The following is a 16,509-nucleotide window of genomic DNA, read 5'->3' on the forward strand; positions in this document are numbered from 1 at the left end:
TGCCGCCCGGACTGTTTTTTTGTGGCTGCAAGGACCAAAAACAGCAAATGTCTGCGAGAGATGGACTATCATGCGCGCAAAGAACAAATATTAAACTCGCCGTTTTGGAAATTAAATTGTTCAAAACGCATAATTATGTGGAATTTTTCAAATAGGGCCGGTCTGCGATTGACTTTCTTGGTAAAATAATCTACAATCTTTTAAGTTGAGAAGTTTGTGAACTTTAGCGTTTGGATTCGAGAGGAAGACAGGCGATAGACGATAACGGAAGAAAGCAGGTGGAGATCATTAAGCCCGAAGATAAGCAGATTCTGGACCGCATCCTGCAGTCGCATGGATATCGGAAGGATCAGGTGATCGGAGTGCTCCAGCAGGTCCAGCAGGAGTACCACTATCTACCCGAGGAGGCCCTCACCTATGTGGCCCGGGGCCTGAAGCTCAGCGAGGCCCGGGTATATGGCGTAGCGACCTTCTATGAGAATTTTTCCCTGGAGCCCAAGGGAAAGTATGTCATCAAGGTGTGTGACGGCACGGCCTGCCATGTGCGCCACTCGGTCCCGGTGCTGGAGGCCTTCCGGGAGGAGCTGGGGCTGAGCGCCGAGCGGCGCACCACCCCGGACATGCTCTTCACGGTGGAGACCGTGTCCTGCCTGGGGGCCTGCGGACTGGCACCGGCCTGTACGGTCAACGATCAGGTCCATCCGGCCATGACGCCGGACAAGGCCCGGGCCCTCATTGCCCAGCTGAGAGAGGAGGAGCAGAATGGAACGGATCAGTAACCGCAAACAGCTCATTGCCCTGCGGGAGCGCTGCGCCGGCCTTCTGCGCAGCCAGCGCAAGCAGGTGCTCATCTGCGCGGGTACCGGATGTGTGGCCGGCGGCTCCCTCCAGGTGTTTGAACGCCTGAAGACCCTCATGGAGGAGCGGGAGATCCCCTGCACCGTCACGCTGGACCATGGTCCCCATGAGCATCCCGTGGGTATGAAGAAGAGCGGCTGTCACGGCTTTTGTGAGTGCGGCCCGCTGCTGCGCATCGAGCCCATGGGTCTTTTGTACATCAAGGTCAAGGTGGAAGACTGTGAGGAGATCCTGGAGAAGAGCATCCTCCGGGACGAGGTCATCGACCGGCTGATCTACCATGACGCTGAGGGCAACGCCTTTGCGCGGCAGGATGACATTCCCTTCTACCGCCAGCAGACCCGCGTGGCGCTGGAGCACTGCGGACACATCAATGCCGAGTCCATCCAGGAGTACATCGCCGTAGGGGGCTACTGCGCGCTGGAGAAGGCCCTCTTTGAGATGACGCCCGAGCAGATCGTGGAAGAGATCAGCGCGTCCAGCCTGCGGGGCCGGGGCGGCGGCGGCTTCCCCACCGGAAAGAAGTGGCGGCAGGTGCTGGAGCAGAAGTCCGACATCAAGTATGTGGTCTGCAACGGCGACGAGGGCGACCCGGGCGCCTTCATGGACCGCTCCATGATGGAGGGCGATCCCCACCGGGTCATTGAGGGTATGATCGTGGCCGGTATTGCCACCGGAGCGCACCACGGCTATATCTATGTCCGGGCGGAATATCCGCTGGCGGTGGCACGTCTTCAGAAGGCCATTGCCCAGGCGGAGGAGCTGGGCCTGCTGGGTGAGCACATTCTGGGCTCGGATTTCTCCTTTGACCTGAAGATCAGCCAGGGCGCGGGCGCCTTTGTCTGCGGCGAGGGCAGTGCCCTGACCGCGTCCATTGAGGGCAAGCGCGGCATGCCCCGAGTCAAGCCTCCCCGCACGGTGGAGAAGGGACTCTTTGAAAAGCCCACTGTCCTCAACAATGTAGAGACCTTCTGCAACGTTCCTCCCATCCTCAACCGGGGCGCGGCCTGGTATCAGAACATCGGACCGGAGAAGAACCACGGCACCAAGGCCTTTGCCCTGACCGGAAATGTGTGCAACACCGGACTCATCGAGGTCCCCATGGGCACCACCCTGCGCCAGATCATCTTTGATATCGGCGGCGGTGTAAAGGACGGCAATTTCAAGGCGGTGCAGATCGGCGGCCCCTCCGGCGGCTGCCTGTGCTTCAACAGCGCGGAAGAGCACCTGGATATGCCTCTGGACTTTGACTCCCTGAAAAAGGTGGGCGCCATGATCGGCTCCGGCGGCCTGGTGGTCATGAACGACAAGAGCTGCATGGTGGAAGTGGCCCGCTTCTTTATGAACTTTACCCAGAACGAATCCTGCGGTAAGTGCGTCCCCTGCCGTGAGGGCACCAAGCGGATGCTGGAGCTGCTCAACGACATTGTGGAGGGAAGAGGCACGGAGGAGCACATCCATCTGCTGGAACAGCTGGCGGATACCATCTCTGCCACCGCCCTGTGCGGTCTGGGCAAGACGGCGGCCGGCCCGGTGGTGAGCACGCTCAAATACTTCCGGGACGAGTACATGGCCCATGTGGTGGATCATACCTGCCCGGCCGGTCAGTGCAAGGCGCTGCTCTCCTACACGATCGACCCGGAGCTGTGTAAGGGCTGTACCAAGTGCAGCCGCAACTGCCCGGTGGGCGCCATCTCCGGTACGGTGAAGAAGCCCCATGTCATCGACCAGAGCAAGTGTATCAAGTGCGGCGCGTGCATGGAAAACTGCAGCTTCCATGCCATATCCCGGGGTTGAGGAGGATGCAGATGTCTAAGTATATGTTTATTGACGGGATCCGGGTGGAATTTGACCAGGAACCCAATATTCTCACTCTGGTGCGCAAGGCGGGAATCGAGCTGCCCACCTTCTGCTATTATTCCGACCTCTCCATCTACGGCGCGTGCCGGATGTGCATGGTGGAGGACGAGCGGGGCGGCATGGTGGCCGCCTGCTCCACCCCGCCCAAGCAGGGTATGAGCATCCGCACCCATACCCCTAAGCTCTACAAGCACCGCCGCATGATCCTGGAGCTGCTGCTCTCCGCCCACTGCCGGGACTGCACCCTGTGTGAAAAGAGCGGCAAGTGCAGCCTTCAGAAGCTGGCCCGCCGCTTTGGTCTGCGGGACATTCGGTTCCGCCCCCTGGAGGAGCAGAAGCCCCTGGACAACTCCTCCCGGGCCATTGTGCGGGACCCCTCCAAGTGTATCCTGTGCGGCGACTGTGTCCGGATGTGCAATGAGACCCAGCATGTGGGCGCCATTGATTTTGCCCACCGGGGTGCCCGGATGACGGTCTCCACCGCCTTTGAGCGCCCGCTGGCCGAGACCAACTGCGTGGACTGCGGTCAGTGCGCCGCGGTCTGCCCCACTGGCGCGATCACCGTCAAGAGCAGCGCCGACGGGGTGTGGAGCGCCATCCACGATTCCGGTGTGCGCACCGTAGTCCAGATCGCCCCCGCCGTCCGTGTGGCGCTGGGCGAGGAGTTCCGGCTGGGCGCCGGAGTAGATGTGATGGGCCGGATCATCGCGGCCCTCCACCGCATGGGCTTCGATCAGGTCTTTGATACCGCCGTAGGCGCCGATCTGACCATTATGGAAGAGGCTGGTGAACTCAAAAAGCGCCTGGAGGAGGGGGAAAAGGAGTATCCGCTCTTTACCTCCTGCTGCCCTGCCTGGGTCCGGTATGCCGAGACGGCCCATCCGGAGCTGGTTCCCCATCTCTCCACCTGTAAGTCTCCCATGGAGATGTTCGGTGCGGTCCTCCGGGAGCACTACCGCCTGGAGGATGAGAGGGACGGGAAAAAGACGGTCTCGGTGGCCATCATGCCCTGTACCGCCAAAAAGGCGGAGGCGGCCCGGGAGGAGTACATCCGGGATGGACGCCCCGACGTGGATTATGTCCTCACCACCACCGAGCTGGTGCAGATGATCGAAGAGGCGGGAATCGAATTTGACGAGCTGGACATTGAGGCTCCTGACATGCCCTTCTTCCTCTCTTCCGGAGCCGGCGTCATCTTCGGCGCCACCGGCGGTGTGACTGAGGCGGCTCTGCGCCGTCTCTCCGAGGACAAGAGCCCCCGTGCCCTGCGGGAATTTGAGTACGCAGGCGTGCGCGGCATGCAGGGCGTCAAGACCTGTGAGGTCCCCTATGGCGAGCGGACGCTGCGCATTGCCGTGGTCAGCGGACTGGGCAATGCCGACCAGCTCATCGAGCGGATCGAGGCAGGGGAGGAGCATTTTGACTTCGTGGAGGTCATGGCCTGCCCCGGCGGCTGTGTGGCCGGTGCCGGTCAGCCCTTTGGACACCGGGGCCAGGTGGACCTGCGCTCCCAGGGACTCTACAAGGCGGACAAGGCCTCGGTGATGAAACGCAGTGAGGAAAATCCCCTGATCCGCTCCCTCTACGACGATATCCTTAAAAATCGGGTCCACCAGATGCTCCACGTCCACCGGGGACAGAACTGAGGCTGGGTGAACCGTATTCCACCATTTTGTGGATAAGTCTGTATGCGGCAGAAAACGCTCTGCGAATTCGTTTTTTGACATGGTGCGCCGTTTGGCGCACCATGTTTTTTCTCTCTGGGGCGGACAGGAACGCCGGAGAAGGGGGGAGCATACCCTGAACATGGGTGCCCGCCAGATTGGGCACCGCAGGCATCTGTATGCCTGATTTCTTCAGGAGGTCACGTTTATGCCCGAAATCAAGCAGGATCTGCTGGGATTGCAATATAGTCAGCCCTTTGCCGTGGAGGGAATGCAGGAGGCGGACATCAATCTGAGTCTGTCCCCGCGGCCGGTTCCTTTGCCACCCTCTACGGCCAGGTAACTGACGGGACGGTGCCCATCCCCGGTGCTACGGTAAAGATCTTTGATGATAAAGGGGTTCCCTTCAAGCACACCATGACCGACGACAACGGTGAGTACACGATGGACGGGATCCCCGCGGGGACCTACACGGTGGCGGCGGTCAAGCAGGGCTACCGCCTCAGTCCTGCAGCCGGGGTAACGCTTGCCGTGGGAGACACCACGGAGGTCGCACTGATCTGTGCGCTGGATGCCACGCTGGCGCTGGGCGCCATTGCGGGCGTGGTCCAAGTGATGGAGGAGAGTGCGGCTGTCCCGCTGAGCGGCGCAAAGGTCACGCTGAAAAACAGCGGCGATACGGTGATTGCCTCCACCTACACGGCAAAGGACGGGGAGTTTGCCTTCTATGACGTGGCGGACGGCGTGTATACGCTGCTGGCCACGGCCGACGGCTATCTTCCCTCTGCCCCGATGATCGCGACCATTACCGGAGGATCTATTGCCAACATCATCATGACCATGGTGGTGGATACCCGCACCTATAACGGCACGGTAAGCGGGGTGATCCGGGATCAGAGCGGAAACGCGGTGGCCGGGTGCTTTGTGGGTCTGTTTGCGGTAAGTGCCGGGGAAGAGCGGCTCGTTGCCACGACCAAGACGAATACAGAGGGGAAGTATCTCTTTGGCGGCGTTGGCAGCGGGCAGTATATGGTAAAAGCGAAAAAGAGCCAGTAACCTGGAGCTGGACAGGGCATTCTTTTTGTCTGTGTGGGGAAGAGGAACGGTCGGAGAACGGATGCCTTCGCCCCGCGCTGAAACAAAGCTGGCTGCGGGTGAGTGCGCCGCTGGGAGCGGCCGGAGCCCTTCAGATCACCCTCCAGCGCTGTGGGAGCTGCACGTACTCCAGCCACGAACCCCGGAGCAGCGGGATGGCGGTATTTGACCATCTGCGGGCAGGCGCCTATGTGCTTCGCCTGTGGGAGAGAGGTCATGGGGCTTGGCTTTTTCTGCGGCTTGCCCCGGGGCAGGGACTGGTTCTGCGTGCCTCGGAGGATGCCGCTTCTTATGAATGGAATATGGAACGCTGTCCCGGCCTGGAGTGGGGTATGGGATAGAGGCGTACAGCACAAGACGCCGGGGTCCAAAACGGACCCCGGCGTCTCAATATGTGGAAGGGTATGGAGAAGCACCTTAAAAATATGGCACTTCTTTCGAAATGGTATGTCTACAGACTGATTGCGGCGAAGGGTTATACCAGACCCTGGGCCATCATGGCGTTGGACACCTTGAGGAAGGCGGCCACGTTGGCGCCGGAGACAAAGTCGTCGGCGCTCTTGCCGTACTCGGCAGCGGCGGAGGACATGTTCTGATAGATGTTGGCCATGATGCCCTGGAGGCGCTGGTCCACTTCCTCGAAGGTCCAGGAGAGTCGCAGGCTGTTCTGGCTCATCTCGAGCGCGGAGACGGCCACACCGCCGGCATTGGCGGCCTTGCTGGGGACAAAGAGGATGCCGGCCTGCTCAAAGGCCTCCATGGCCTCCAGCGTGGAGGGCATGTTGGAGCCCTCACAGACCATCCAGCAGCCGTTCTGAATGAGCGCTTTGGCGGCGTCCAGATCGATCTCGTTCTGGGTGGCGCAGGGGAAGGCGATGTCGCAGGGGATGTTCCAGATGCCGCGGAAGCCCTCGTGGTACTCGGCGCTGGGGCGAGCGGAGACATACTCCTTGATCCGGGCACGGCGGACCTCCTTGAGGTCCTGAATCACGGCGATGTCCACGCCGTCCTTATCATAGATGTAGCCGTTAGAGTCGCACATGGCGATGACCGTGGCGCCCAGCTCCTGAGCCTTCTTGGCGGCATAGATGGCCACGTTGCCGGAACCGGAGACGATGACCTTCTTGCCCTCCAGGCTCTTGCCGCGATGGGTGAGGACCTGGTTAGCCAGATAGATGACGCCGAAGCCGGTGGCCTCGGTCCGGGCCAGAGAACCGCCGTAGGTCAGGCCCTTGCCGGTGAGCACGCCGCAGTACTGACCGGTGATACGCTTGTACTGGCCGTAGAGATAGCCGATCTCACGGCCGCCCACGCCGATGTCGCCGGCGGGCACATCGCAGTCGGGGCCGATGTGACGATAGAGCTCGGTCATAAAGCTCTGGCAGAAACGCATGACCTCGTTATCGCTCTTGCCCTTGGGGTCAAAGTCACTGCCGCCCTTGCCGCCGCCGATGGGCAGGCCGGTGAGGGAGTTCTTGAAGATCTGCTCAAAGCCCAGGAACTTCATGATGCTCTGGTTGACGCTGGGATGGAAGCGCAGGCCGCCCTTGTAGGGACCGATGGCGCTGTTGAACTGCACCCGGAAGCCGCGGTTGATCTGATATTCGCCCTTGTCATCGACCCAGGGTACCCGGAAGGTGATGATGCGCTCAGGCTCCACCAGGCGCTCCAGCAGCTTGGCGTCGCGGTATTCGGGGTGCTGCTCCACCACACGGCGCAGAGAACCCAGAACCTCGGTAGCGGTCTGAAGGAACTCCGGCTCATAGGCGTTCTTTTCTTTGACGGCGGCTAGTACCTGATCAACATACTCCATAACAAAAGACCTCCTGTTTTGGTTGCGCAGTCCCCGCGATTAGGGGTATTGCGGCGGCTCGGCTGCATTCACTCGGAATCAAACTGCAAGGTATTGAGAGATACGTTGCAATCGGCGGAATGGAGCGCGGAACGGGCCTCGCATCCAAAACTGACTTATACTCCAACTGAAAGCATGGCCTATTATAAAACCAGAAGTAGGGGTGCTGTCAATAGATTTTTCAAAAAAAGAGATAAAATTTGCATGAGTATGAATTAATACTTGCAAAAATGACATCAGATGACGGATGAGTTGTCAGATCATGGCCATAAAGGCCATTGCCTCGGGAGAGAGATTGACCAGCGGGTCCCAGATCAGACAGACACGGGGGCAGAGGGAGAAGGATTCCAGCCGGCGAATGACCAGATTGGGGTCACTGTTGATCGCGGCGGAGGTGTAGGGGGCGATGGCGATGCCGATCCCGGCGCTGGCCCAGCTGAGGGAGGACTGGATTTCGCCGTTTTCACAGATGATGTGGGGACTGAAGCCACGCTTGCGGCAGGCGCTGAGCAGCATTTCCCGGTAGCGTTGATGGATCACCAGGGGCTTTCCCTGGAGGGCCTCCAGAGGAGTGGAAGCCAGATGTCCCCCCTCGTAGTAGAAATCAAAGAATTGAGGCAGGGCAATGGCCACAAAGTAGTCGTTTTCCCCCAGGCTCAGAACCGGGTCCTGAATGGGGAGGGAACGAAAGCCCGCCACATTGAAGGGCTCACGGACAAAGCCAAAGTCCACATTTCCGCCCTCCAGATCCCGGAGCACCGTGTCGGTGCGGCCCTCGCGCACCTGGAAGTGTACATAAGGATATTCGCGGCAGAAGCGCGCTATGATCTGAGGAAGCAGACGATTGTTGACCGAGCCGATGGACCCGATCCGGATCACGGACTCTTTGTTTTGCGCGGCGACCTGAATATCGTGGGCCGTCTCTTCCAGAAGGGCGAGGATGGCCTCCGCCCGCTCTCGCAGCAGGCGTCCTTCCGACGTGATTTCCAGATGGCGCTTATTGCGGATAAAGAGCGGGGTACCCAGCTCCTCCTCCAGGGATTTTAACTGTAGACTTAGGGGAGGCTGAGAGATATTTAGATTCTGTGCTGCTTTGGTCACGCTGCCCATTCGAGTAATCTCCAGAAAGTATTCCAGCTGTTTTAGAGTCATTGCACAAAATACCTCCGTTCTTTTTGACGTTTTAGGAGCGAATTATATATTTAAAATATATATGAACAAAGTTGCAGATTGTAAAAGTATTTGAAAAGAGAGAGGTGAAATGATATAATTTCAGCATAAAAGAAAGAACAAAATTAGTCAATATGTAAAAGTAAAAAGAACAGAAAAGAAAAAATGTAGACATATCAACGGCTTTGTGTCATATAAATTATAATATATAATTTTCGTTGGTTCAAGAGAGCGCAAAAGCATTTGATATGGAAAAGGAAAGCAGGGGTCCGCAGGGGCCCTTACGTCTGTTGAGTATATTGCGTTCCCCGTGTGGAACGTGGTATAAACGCTGGCAATTGGAAGGCGCCAGAAGCCGGCATCGCATTCCCCACCCCCAAAAAAGCACAGTTGAGTGTAAGTTTCAGAGAGGGAGGAACGTCTATGTCTGAGCAAGCAAACAAGCAAGAACTGACAGGATTCCGCAAGTACATGAAGGAACAGAACATCGAGTTCTCGTTCAACCGCATCTTCATCCAGGGCCTGGGCGGCATGGCGCACGGTCTGTTCGCCTCGCTGCTGATCGGTACCATCCTGGGTACGATCGGTCAGTTCACCCCTGGAGCGGTCGGAACCTTCCTGGCGGAGGTATCGGCCTACACCAAGGAGATCCAGGGTGCGGCCATGGCAATGGCCATCGCTTACGCCATGAAGGCCGATCCCTATGTCCTCTATTCCCTGGCGACCGTTGGCCTGGTGGCCAATAAGCTGGGCGCGGCCGGCGGACCGCTGGCGGTGTATTTCGTCAGCCTGGTGGCCATCCTGGCCGGTAAGCTGGTCTCCAAGCGCACACCGATCGACCTGATCATTACCCCCACCGTCACCATCTGTGTGGGTGTTCTGGTTGCCAATCTGATCGCACCGCCCATCGGCTCCTTTGCCGTGTGGCTGGGCACCATCATCATGTGGGCCACCAACCAGCAGCCCTTCCTGATGGGTATCCTGGTGTCGGTCATTGTGGGTATCATTCTGACCCTTCCCATCAGCTCTGCGGCCATCTGCGCCGGCCTGGGTCTGGTAGGCCTGGCCGGAGGCGCGGCGGTTGCCGGCTGCTGTGCTCAGATGGTTGGCTTTGCAGTCTGCTCCTACCGTGAGAACAAGCTCAACGGTCTGGCCTCCATCGGCCTGGGCACCTCGATGCTGCTGGTACCCAACCTGCTGAAGAAGCCCATCCTCTGGATCCCCCCCACGCTGACCGCCGCCATCACCGGCCCCATTGCCACCTGCCTGTTCAGCCTGCGTATGAACGGCGCGCCCATCTCCTCCGGTATGGGCACCTCCGGTATCGTGGGCCCCATCGGTGTGGTGACCGGCTGGCTGAATCCCTCTGAGGCTGCCGTGAAGATGGGCGAGGTCGCCCTCACTCCCGGCGCGATGGATTGGATCGGCATGATCCTGATCTGCTTCGTCCTGCCCGCCATTCTCTCCTGGGTCATCTCGGAGTTCATGCGCAAGAAGGGCTGGATCGAGTTTGGCGACTACAAACTGGTATAAGAGAGACGAAGGGTACAAGGACAGGACCCGGACTTAGTTTCAAACGCTGGCGCCGGGGCTTCCGTTGAAAAATGGATGCCCCGGTTCCTTCCGGCGAAATGATTTGCCGGTACCCACCCATCCAGTTGGGCGGCACTGGTATCACGTTGCAACAGACAAGCAGTGGACGGCAGAAACCGCCCAAAGGTTGAAAGGAGATTGTCATTATGGGTTCCACGATCATCAAAAATATCGGTATGATCCTCAGCGGAGACATCGAGCATCCCGTCCTGGACGGAGATACCATTGTCATCACGGATAAGAAGATCGCAGCCGTCGGCAACAGCAGCGTGGCCGACGGTGTGGAGGCGGACAAGGTCATCGACGCCGCAGGCGCCACCGTGGCCCCCGGTTTCTTCGATACCCATGTACATACCACCATCGGGGATTATGCCCACCGTCAGTTTGCCAGCAACTTCATCGAGGGCGAGCTCCACGGCGGCGTGACCACCATCATCTCCGCTGGTGAGTGCCATATGCCCGGCCGTCCCAAGGACCCCGCCGGCACCAAGGCTCTGGCCATCCTGGCCCACAAGTCCTTCGCAGCCCTCCGCCCCGCCGGCGTCAAGGTCCATGGCGGCAGCGTCATCCTGGAGAAGGGCATGACCGAGCAGGACTTCATCGACCTGAAGGAGCAGGGCGTCTGGACCGTGGGCGAGATCGGCCTGGGCAGCGTGAAGGATCCCGCCGATGCCGCTCCCATGGTGGAGTGGGCCCACAAGCACGGCTTCAAGGTGCAGATGCACACCGGCGGCACCTCCATCCCCGGCAGCTCCACCGTCACCGCTGAGCAGGTCATGGCCACCAAGCCCGACGTCATTTCCCACATCAACGGCGGCCCCACCGCAGTTCCCCTGCACGAGGTGGATAAGCTGATGGACGAGACCGAGTTCGCCATGGAGATCGTCCAGTGCGGCAACCCCAAGGTCACCGACTATGTGGCCCGCCGCGCGCAGGAGAAGGGACAGCTGGGCCGGATCATCTTCGGCAACGACGCCCCCTCCGGCACCGGCATCATCCCCCTGGGCATCCTGCGCAACATCTGCCAGGTGTCCTCCGTTTCCGGCATCCCCGGCGCCCAGGCGGTCTGCATGGCCACCGGCAACAGCGCCAAGGTGTACGGCCTGAACACCGGCGTCATCGCCGTGGGCCGCGAGGCCGATCTGGTGTGCATGGATGCCCCCATGGGCTCCGTGGCCAACACCGCCGCCGAGGCCTTTGAGTGCGGCGACATCCCCGGCATCAGCATCGTGCTCATCGACGGCGAGGTCAAGGTGACCAAGAGCCGCAACACCCCGCCCTGCAAGCGCGCGGCCAAGGTGGTATAAAAACAGAAGACCCGGTCCGCTCCGGGGATTGGAGACGCCGGAGCGGACCCAGGTATAGAAGGAGGCGAGACCGCCATGGTCGTGGTGAATCAGGAGGCCTGTAAGGGCTGTACCCTGTGTGAAAAGAACTGTCCGCTGGATGCGGTCCACATTGTGGAGCGCAAAGCGGTGGTCGATGAAGAGAAGTGTGCCGAGTGCGGCATCTGTACCCGCGTTTGTAAGTTCGGCGCCATTTCCCGTCCGGAGAAGTCCACGGATGGGAGCGTGGTATGCTCCTCCTGCCCGGTGCAGTGCCATGTGCCCGTGGGACATACCGGTGCCTGTAAGCGCTATACCAATGAGAACGGCAAGCTGGTGCGCAACCGGAAGCTGGTGCTCCAGAACGACGCCGTACATTATCCGGATTCCCGCCTGAACGGGCCCGTCATTACCGCCGTGGGCGCGGGAACCAACTATCCCTGTATCCGGCCCGCTCCCCACATCGTCTCGGAGGTCCGGGACGGGGTGGAGGTCGTCACGGTGGTCACCGAGGCGCCTCTGAGCTATTCGGGCGTCACGGTCAAGCTGGATACCAATACCTACATCGGAGAAGAGGGCGATCCCGTCTACCGGGACGGCAAGCTGGTTGGCATGGTCAACACGGAGGAGTATGGCTCCAAGATGATCGCTGTGGGCGGCGCTAATAAGCTGACCGGCCCCGACGGCTTTACCGTGGCCCGCACCATCGTGGAGCTGGCCAACGGCGAAGAGGTGGAGCTCTCGGTCAACAAGAAGATCAAGATCCGCGTCCAGGCCGGGAAGGCCCCCGTCATCAACGGCGTGGAGGAGTCCAAGATGCGCATCGGCTGCGGCAGCGCCACCGTGGGACTCTTTGCCAAGAAGATGAAGGAAGCGGTGGACGAGGTCATCGTCATCGACCACCATGTGGTGGGCCTCTTCACCGAGCATCTGGCCGGCGCTGAGGTGGGCATGGAGTGGAGCGGCGTGGTGCCCAACGCCACTAAGTCCTCCCGGGGCCGTTACTTCGGAGAGCATGGCACCGGGATTGGCGGCACCACCATTGCCACCCCCCGGGATGCCATCAAGAGCGTGGACATGACCCGGGCCAAGGCCGGAATGCAGATCCTGGTGACCAACACCACCGGCGAGATCCGCGCTCTCTTTGAGGTCCAGGCTGACGGCGATGTGAAGGAGATCCCCCTGACCGAAAAGGCCGCGGCCCTGGCCGACGACATTACCAACAACTGTGAGTCCTCTCTGGCCTCTGTCATGTACGTAGGCGGAACCGGCGGCAGCGCCCGAGGCGGCGTGTGCTCCAAGCCGGTGGCCATCACCAAGGCGGTCCATGAGGGCAAGGCAGTGCTGACCGTGGGCGGCGCCCCCGCCTACGTGCTCCCCGGCGGCGGCATCAACTTTATCGTGGATGCCGGCAAGGTGGTGGACCACGGCTTTACCTGGGTGCCCACCCCAGCCACGGTGGCTCCGGTGGAATACACCATGACCAGAGCCGACTATGAGGCCATCGGCGGCCACATGGACTGCATCCGCCCCGCGGAGGAACTCCGCAAGGAAGTGGAGCAGGGGTAAGCCTATGACAGCGGATGTGATGCAGAACCTGAAACCGGGACAGGTGTTCGTGGATTTTGGACCCGTTTCCATGGTGATCACCGCCAGCCGGAACGGGGAAGGGGATACGCAGCTGTGCCGCGCGGCATTCCCGGTCATTGCCGCCTGTCTGGAGGATCTGCGTCCATCCCTGGAGATGCTCCGCCGGTATCCCCCCCAGGTGGAGCTGGAACAGCTCACCGGAGCGGGTGAGACCATGGCCCGTGCGGTACTCCGGACCGGAGACCCCTGGCTCACCCCCATGGCGGCGGTGGCCGGAACGGTGGCTGACGCGGTAGCCGATTTCCTCTTTGCGCAGGGGGCCGAGAAAGTCACCGCCAACAACGGCGGAGACATCGCCCTCCGCCTGGCGCCCGGCCAGAGCCTGGGGCTTGGCGTACTCTATGATCTGGAGCGGGGCGGAGTGGACCGGGTGGTCCACCTGACCGCCGAAAAGGGCGTGGGCGGAGTCGCCACCAGCGGGCTGGGCGGACGGAGCCTGACCACTGGAATCGCCAGTGGAGTGACGGTTTTCTCCCGCCGCTGCGCACAGGCCGACGCCCTGGCCACCCTGCTGGCCGACCGCTCCTGCATCGACTCCCCGGCCGTCCATACCCGCCTGGCGGGCGAGCTGGACCCGGACAGCGACATTGCCGACCTCCCTGTGGTGGTGTCCGTAGAGCCCCTGAGCCGGGAGGAGAAGGAACGGGCGCTGGAACAGGTGCTGCGGGAGGCGGAGGAACAGTACCGCAGAGGAAACCTTCTGGTCTGCATCGCCACGGTGCAGGGTGTGACCGTCACCTATGACCCAAATGGAATTTTGGAAGAGAATATAACCTAGTTTTGAATAAAAGGAGTGTTTTTCCATGAAAGAGCCTAAGATTCGCAAGATCGTCACCAACCTGGAAGAAGTCTTTTACGAGGGCGGCGCGGACATGCCCGTAGAGAACGGCGAGAAGAAGTCCATCAAGACGGTCTCCGTGGCGGCGGTCATCAAGAATCCCTATGCCGGCAAGTGGCAGGAGGATCTGAGCGAGCTGACCGAGTACGGCGAGTATCTGGGCGACCTGCTGGCCCGCAAGGGTGCGGAGCTGCTGGGCGCCGAGAACGTGGAGACCTACGGCAAGGGCTGCCTGGTCGGCGTGGACGGCGAGCTGGAGCACTCCTCCGCCATGCTGCATCCCAAGGCCGGCAAGCCCATCCGTGACGCCATCGGCGGCGGCAAGTCCATCATCCCCTCCAACGAGAAGGTGGCCGGCGTGGGCGCCTCCCTGGACATCTCCCTGCACTACAAGGATGCCGCCTTCGTGCGCACCCACTACGGCTCCTTCGAGGTCCGTGTGCCCGACGCCCCCAAGGCCGATGAGATCATCATGGCCGTGGTCCTCTCCGACGGCGGCCGTCCCCATGCCACCGTCAACGGCGCTGGCCGGATCGGCGGCCTCCAGAAGTCCGAAGCCAAGTGCGAGGATGGCCTGCGCTGATCCGTACCAAGCCAATGCATGACTGAGGTGCCCCCTCCGTCCGTCCGATCCGGCGCTCGGAGGGGGCTTTTTCAAAATCACCGCATGACACACCGATGTAACGTAAGGATATGCGCGGGTCGTTGCGGATCCCGACTGAGACAGAGCAGAGAGAACGCGCAGTCGTGGTCCGCAACGGCCCGAAGGATGGAAATTTGAGAAGTGGAGTGGTTAAAGATGAAAATTGGATTTATCGGTCTGGGCGCCATGGGTAAGCCTATGGCCTGCAATCTGATCGCCGCCGGCTATGAAGTGCACGCCTTCGATGTGGTGGAGGCTGCGGTAAAAGAGATGGAGGGCAAGGGCGCCATCGGCGCCGCCACCGCCGGAGAACTGGCCGCCCGGGTGGACGTCATCATCTGCTCCCTCCCCAACGCCAAGATCGTAGAGGGCGTGATGACCGGCAAGGGAAGCGTCTTTGACAACTGCAAGAAGGGTACCGTCATCATCGACATGAGCTCCGTGGCCCCCAACAGCACCAAGGCCATGGCCCAGAAGGCGGCCCAGAAGGGGATCTCCTACATCGACGCCCCGGTCAGCGGCGGCGTGTCCGGCGCCACCGCCGGTACCCTCACCATCATGGTGGGTGCCGACGACGAGACCTTCCAGAAGGTCAAGCCCGTGTTCGATGTGCTGGGCAAGAACATCTACCACATCGGCGAGGTGGGCGGCGGCGACGCCATCAAGATGGTCAACAACCTCCTGCTGGGCTGCAATATGGCGGCTCTGGCCGAGGCCCTGACCCTGGGCGTCAAGTGCGGATTGTCGGTGGAGACCATGAAGGAGGTCATCTCGGTCAGCTCGGGCCGGAGCTATGCTCTGGACGCCAAGCTGGAGAAGTTCATCATGGCCGACCAGTTCACCGGCGGCTTTGCCGTGGATCTCCAGTACAAAGACTTGGGCCTTGCCCTGGAGGCCTCCCGGGATGAGAAGGTGCCTCTGCCCATGACCGCCGCTGCGGTGCAGGTCTATGAGGCGGCCCGGGCCAAGGGCCAGGGCCGGGAGGATATGTCCTCCGTGGTCAAGGTCTGGGAGGACCTGACCGGCGCCAAGATCCGCGGGACCGGGAAATAAGGCGGCCTGCGCACAGAAAGGAGTTATGTGGTGATGAAGCCATTTACTTATCATGCCCCCCGCTCTGTGGAGGAGGCCCTCTCCCTGCTGGAACAGCATCAGGCCAGCTGCGCCGTGGTGGCCGGCGGCACCGACGTGGTCATCGAGATCAACGAAGGGGTCAAGCGCCCCGAGCATGTCATTGATATCAGCAAGATTTCCGAGCTGCGCTATGTGAAGGAAGAGGACGGCCTGGTCAAGCTGGGCGCGCTGGATACCTTCACTTCCCTGGAGCGCCACCCCTACGTGCAGGAGCATCTGCCCGCCCTCTATGAGACGGTCATCCATGTGGGCTCCCCCCAGATCCGGAACCTGGGCACCATCGGCGGCAACGTGGTCAACGCCTCCGTCGCCGGCGACTCGCCCACGGTCTTCCTCACCTACGGGGCCGAAGTGGTGCTCAAGAGCACCCGCGGCGAGCGGATCATGACCATTGAGGAGTTTAACCAGGGCCCGGGCAACTGCCAGATCCGGCCCGACGAGCTGCTCACCGAGGTGCGCTTCCCCGCCCCCGGCAAGGACGAGGCGGTGGGATACTTCAAGATCGGCAAGCGCAAGTCCCTGGCCATTGTGGTGCTGGCGGTGAGCGTGTACATCAAGCGCACCGCGGACAACCGGGTGGAGGATGCCCGGGTAATCCTGGGTGCCGTGAGCAAGCACCCCATGCGGGTGCCCGCGCTGGAGGAGGCCCTGAAGGGACTTCCTCTGACGAAGGAGGCTCTGGAGGGAACCCTGCCGCTCTTTACCGACGCGGTACAGGCGGCCATCGCCAACCGGCCCTCGGTCGTCTACAAGCGGGAGGGTGTCCGGGGCGCCGCCCGCCGGTGCTTTGATCAGATCCTCACCCAGTTTGGCCTGATGTGAGGCGA

General features: G+C 61.0%; 14 protein-coding genes. 12 read left to right on the plus strand and 2 right to left on the minus strand.

Annotation, left to right across the window (positions count from 1 at the left end; translation table 11 throughout):
* The first annotated feature begins 284 nt into the window (after window positions 1–284).
* From INF37_RS10975 to INF37_RS15750, 5 genes are all read left to right on the plus strand, one after another.
* Window positions 285–779: an NADH-quinone oxidoreductase subunit NuoE family protein gene (locus INF37_RS10975; protein ID WP_193538335.1), complete on the plus strand. Its 495-nt coding sequence runs from the start codon at window positions 285–287 to the stop codon at window positions 777–779.
* The gene (locus INF37_RS10980) at window positions 763–2,655 is read left to right on the plus strand and encodes an NADH-quinone oxidoreductase subunit NuoF (protein ID WP_193538300.1); all 1,893 of its coding nucleotides are present in this window, start codon (window positions 763–765) and stop codon (window positions 2,653–2,655) included. The genes INF37_RS10975 and INF37_RS10980 overlap by 17 nt, the downstream gene beginning before the upstream one ends.
* Before the next feature lie 11 nt (window positions 2,656–2,666).
* Window positions 2,667–4,364 (plus strand): [FeFe] hydrogenase, group A, encoded by a 1,698-nt coding sequence (locus tag INF37_RS10985; protein ID WP_193538302.1) that lies wholly within the window; start codon window positions 2,667–2,669, stop codon window positions 4,362–4,364.
* 226 nt (window positions 4,365–4,590) lie between these two features.
* Entirely contained in the window at window positions 4,591–4,725 is a 135-nt protein-coding gene (locus tag INF37_RS15885) for a hypothetical protein (protein WP_268960709.1), read from the plus strand.
* An 11-nt stretch (window positions 4,726–4,736) separates the two neighbouring features.
* Window positions 4,737–5,438: an MSCRAMM family protein gene (locus INF37_RS15750; protein ID WP_193538304.1), complete on the plus strand. Its 702-nt coding sequence runs from the start codon at window positions 4,737–4,739 to the stop codon at window positions 5,436–5,438.
* A gap of 514 nt (window positions 5,439–5,952) precedes the next feature.
* Here INF37_RS15750 and gdhA read toward each other — a convergent pair.
* Both gdhA and INF37_RS11000 read right to left on the minus strand, forming a co-directional pair.
* A complete protein-coding gene (gene gdhA, locus INF37_RS10995; RefSeq protein ID WP_193538306.1) occupies window positions 5,953–7,290 on the minus strand; it encodes an NADP-specific glutamate dehydrogenase in 1,338 nt (445 codons plus the stop codon).
* A gap of 294 nt (window positions 7,291–7,584) precedes the next feature.
* Window positions 7,585–8,481 (minus strand): LysR family transcriptional regulator, encoded by an 897-nt coding sequence (locus INF37_RS11000; RefSeq protein ID WP_101691457.1) that lies wholly within the window; start codon window positions 8,479–8,481, stop codon window positions 7,585–7,587.
* Between the two features lie 441 nt (window positions 8,482–8,922).
* On the opposite strand from INF37_RS11000, the gene INF37_RS11005 reads away from it, so the two are divergent.
* From INF37_RS11005 to INF37_RS11035, 7 genes are all read left to right on the plus strand, one after another.
* Window positions 8,923–10,032 (plus strand): PTS transporter subunit IIC, encoded by a 1,110-nt coding sequence (locus tag INF37_RS11005; RefSeq protein ID WP_193538308.1) that lies wholly within the window; start codon window positions 8,923–8,925, stop codon window positions 10,030–10,032.
* A 206-nt stretch (window positions 10,033–10,238) separates the two neighbouring features.
* The gene (locus INF37_RS11010; protein WP_101691455.1) at window positions 10,239–11,399 is read left to right on the plus strand and encodes an amidohydrolase family protein; all 1,161 of its coding nucleotides are present in this window, start codon (window positions 10,239–10,241) and stop codon (window positions 11,397–11,399) included.
* Between the two features lie 75 nt (window positions 11,400–11,474).
* Window positions 11,475–12,986, plus strand: coding sequence for a DUF362 domain-containing protein (locus INF37_RS11015; protein ID WP_101691454.1), 1,512 nt, complete (start codon window positions 11,475–11,477; stop codon window positions 12,984–12,986).
* Between the two features lie 4 nt (window positions 12,987–12,990).
* Window positions 12,991–13,845: a hypothetical protein gene (locus tag INF37_RS11020; protein WP_193538310.1), complete on the plus strand. Its 855-nt coding sequence runs from the start codon at window positions 12,991–12,993 to the stop codon at window positions 13,843–13,845.
* A gap of 25 nt (window positions 13,846–13,870) precedes the next feature.
* Window positions 13,871–14,488, plus strand: coding sequence for an amino acid synthesis family protein (locus INF37_RS11025; RefSeq protein ID WP_101691453.1), 618 nt, complete (start codon window positions 13,871–13,873; stop codon window positions 14,486–14,488).
* A gap of 216 nt (window positions 14,489–14,704) precedes the next feature.
* Window positions 14,705–15,601, plus strand: coding sequence for an NAD(P)-dependent oxidoreductase (locus INF37_RS11030; RefSeq protein ID WP_186963996.1), 897 nt, complete (start codon window positions 14,705–14,707; stop codon window positions 15,599–15,601).
* 33 nt (window positions 15,602–15,634) lie between these two features.
* Window positions 15,635–16,504: an FAD binding domain-containing protein gene (locus tag INF37_RS11035; RefSeq protein WP_193538312.1), complete on the plus strand. Its 870-nt coding sequence runs from the start codon at window positions 15,635–15,637 to the stop codon at window positions 16,502–16,504.
* Window positions 16,505–16,509: the final 5 nt, after the last annotated feature.

Source organism: Pseudoflavonifractor gallinarum, from assembly GCF_014982855.1.
GTDB classification, from domain to species: Bacteria; Bacillota; Clostridia; order Oscillospirales; family Oscillospiraceae; genus Pseudoflavonifractor_A; species Pseudoflavonifractor_A gallinarum.

Coding starts and splice junctions, on each gene's coding strand:
- INF37_RS11025 (WP_101691453.1), top strand. CDS start 13,871: ATGAAAGAGCCTAAGATTCGCAAGATCGTCACCAACCTGGAAGAAGTC.
- INF37_RS11030 (WP_186963996.1), top strand. CDS start 14,705: ATGAAAATTGGATTTATCGGTCTGGGCGCCATGGGTAAGCCTATGGCC.
- gdhA (WP_193538306.1), bottom strand. CDS start 7,290: ATGGAGTATGTTGATCAGGTACTAGCCGCCGTCAAAGAAAAGAACGCC.
- INF37_RS11010 (WP_101691455.1), top strand. CDS start 10,239: ATGGGTTCCACGATCATCAAAAATATCGGTATGATCCTCAGCGGAGAC.
- INF37_RS11020 (WP_193538310.1), top strand. CDS start 12,991: ATGACAGCGGATGTGATGCAGAACCTGAAACCGGGACAGGTGTTCGTG.
- INF37_RS11000 (WP_101691457.1), bottom strand. CDS start 8,481: ATGACTCTAAAACAGCTGGAATACTTTCTGGAGATTACTCGAATGGGC.
- INF37_RS10985 (WP_193538302.1), top strand. CDS start 2,667: ATGTCTAAGTATATGTTTATTGACGGGATCCGGGTGGAATTTGACCAG.
- INF37_RS11015 (WP_101691454.1), top strand. CDS start 11,475: ATGGTCGTGGTGAATCAGGAGGCCTGTAAGGGCTGTACCCTGTGTGAA.
- INF37_RS10980 (WP_193538300.1), top strand. CDS start 763: ATGGAACGGATCAGTAACCGCAAACAGCTCATTGCCCTGCGGGAGCGC.
- INF37_RS11035 (WP_193538312.1), top strand. CDS start 15,635: ATGAAGCCATTTACTTATCATGCCCCCCGCTCTGTGGAGGAGGCCCTC.
- INF37_RS11005 (WP_193538308.1), top strand. CDS start 8,923: ATGTCTGAGCAAGCAAACAAGCAAGAACTGACAGGATTCCGCAAGTAC.
- INF37_RS15885 (WP_268960709.1), top strand. CDS start 4,591: ATGCCCGAAATCAAGCAGGATCTGCTGGGATTGCAATATAGTCAGCCC.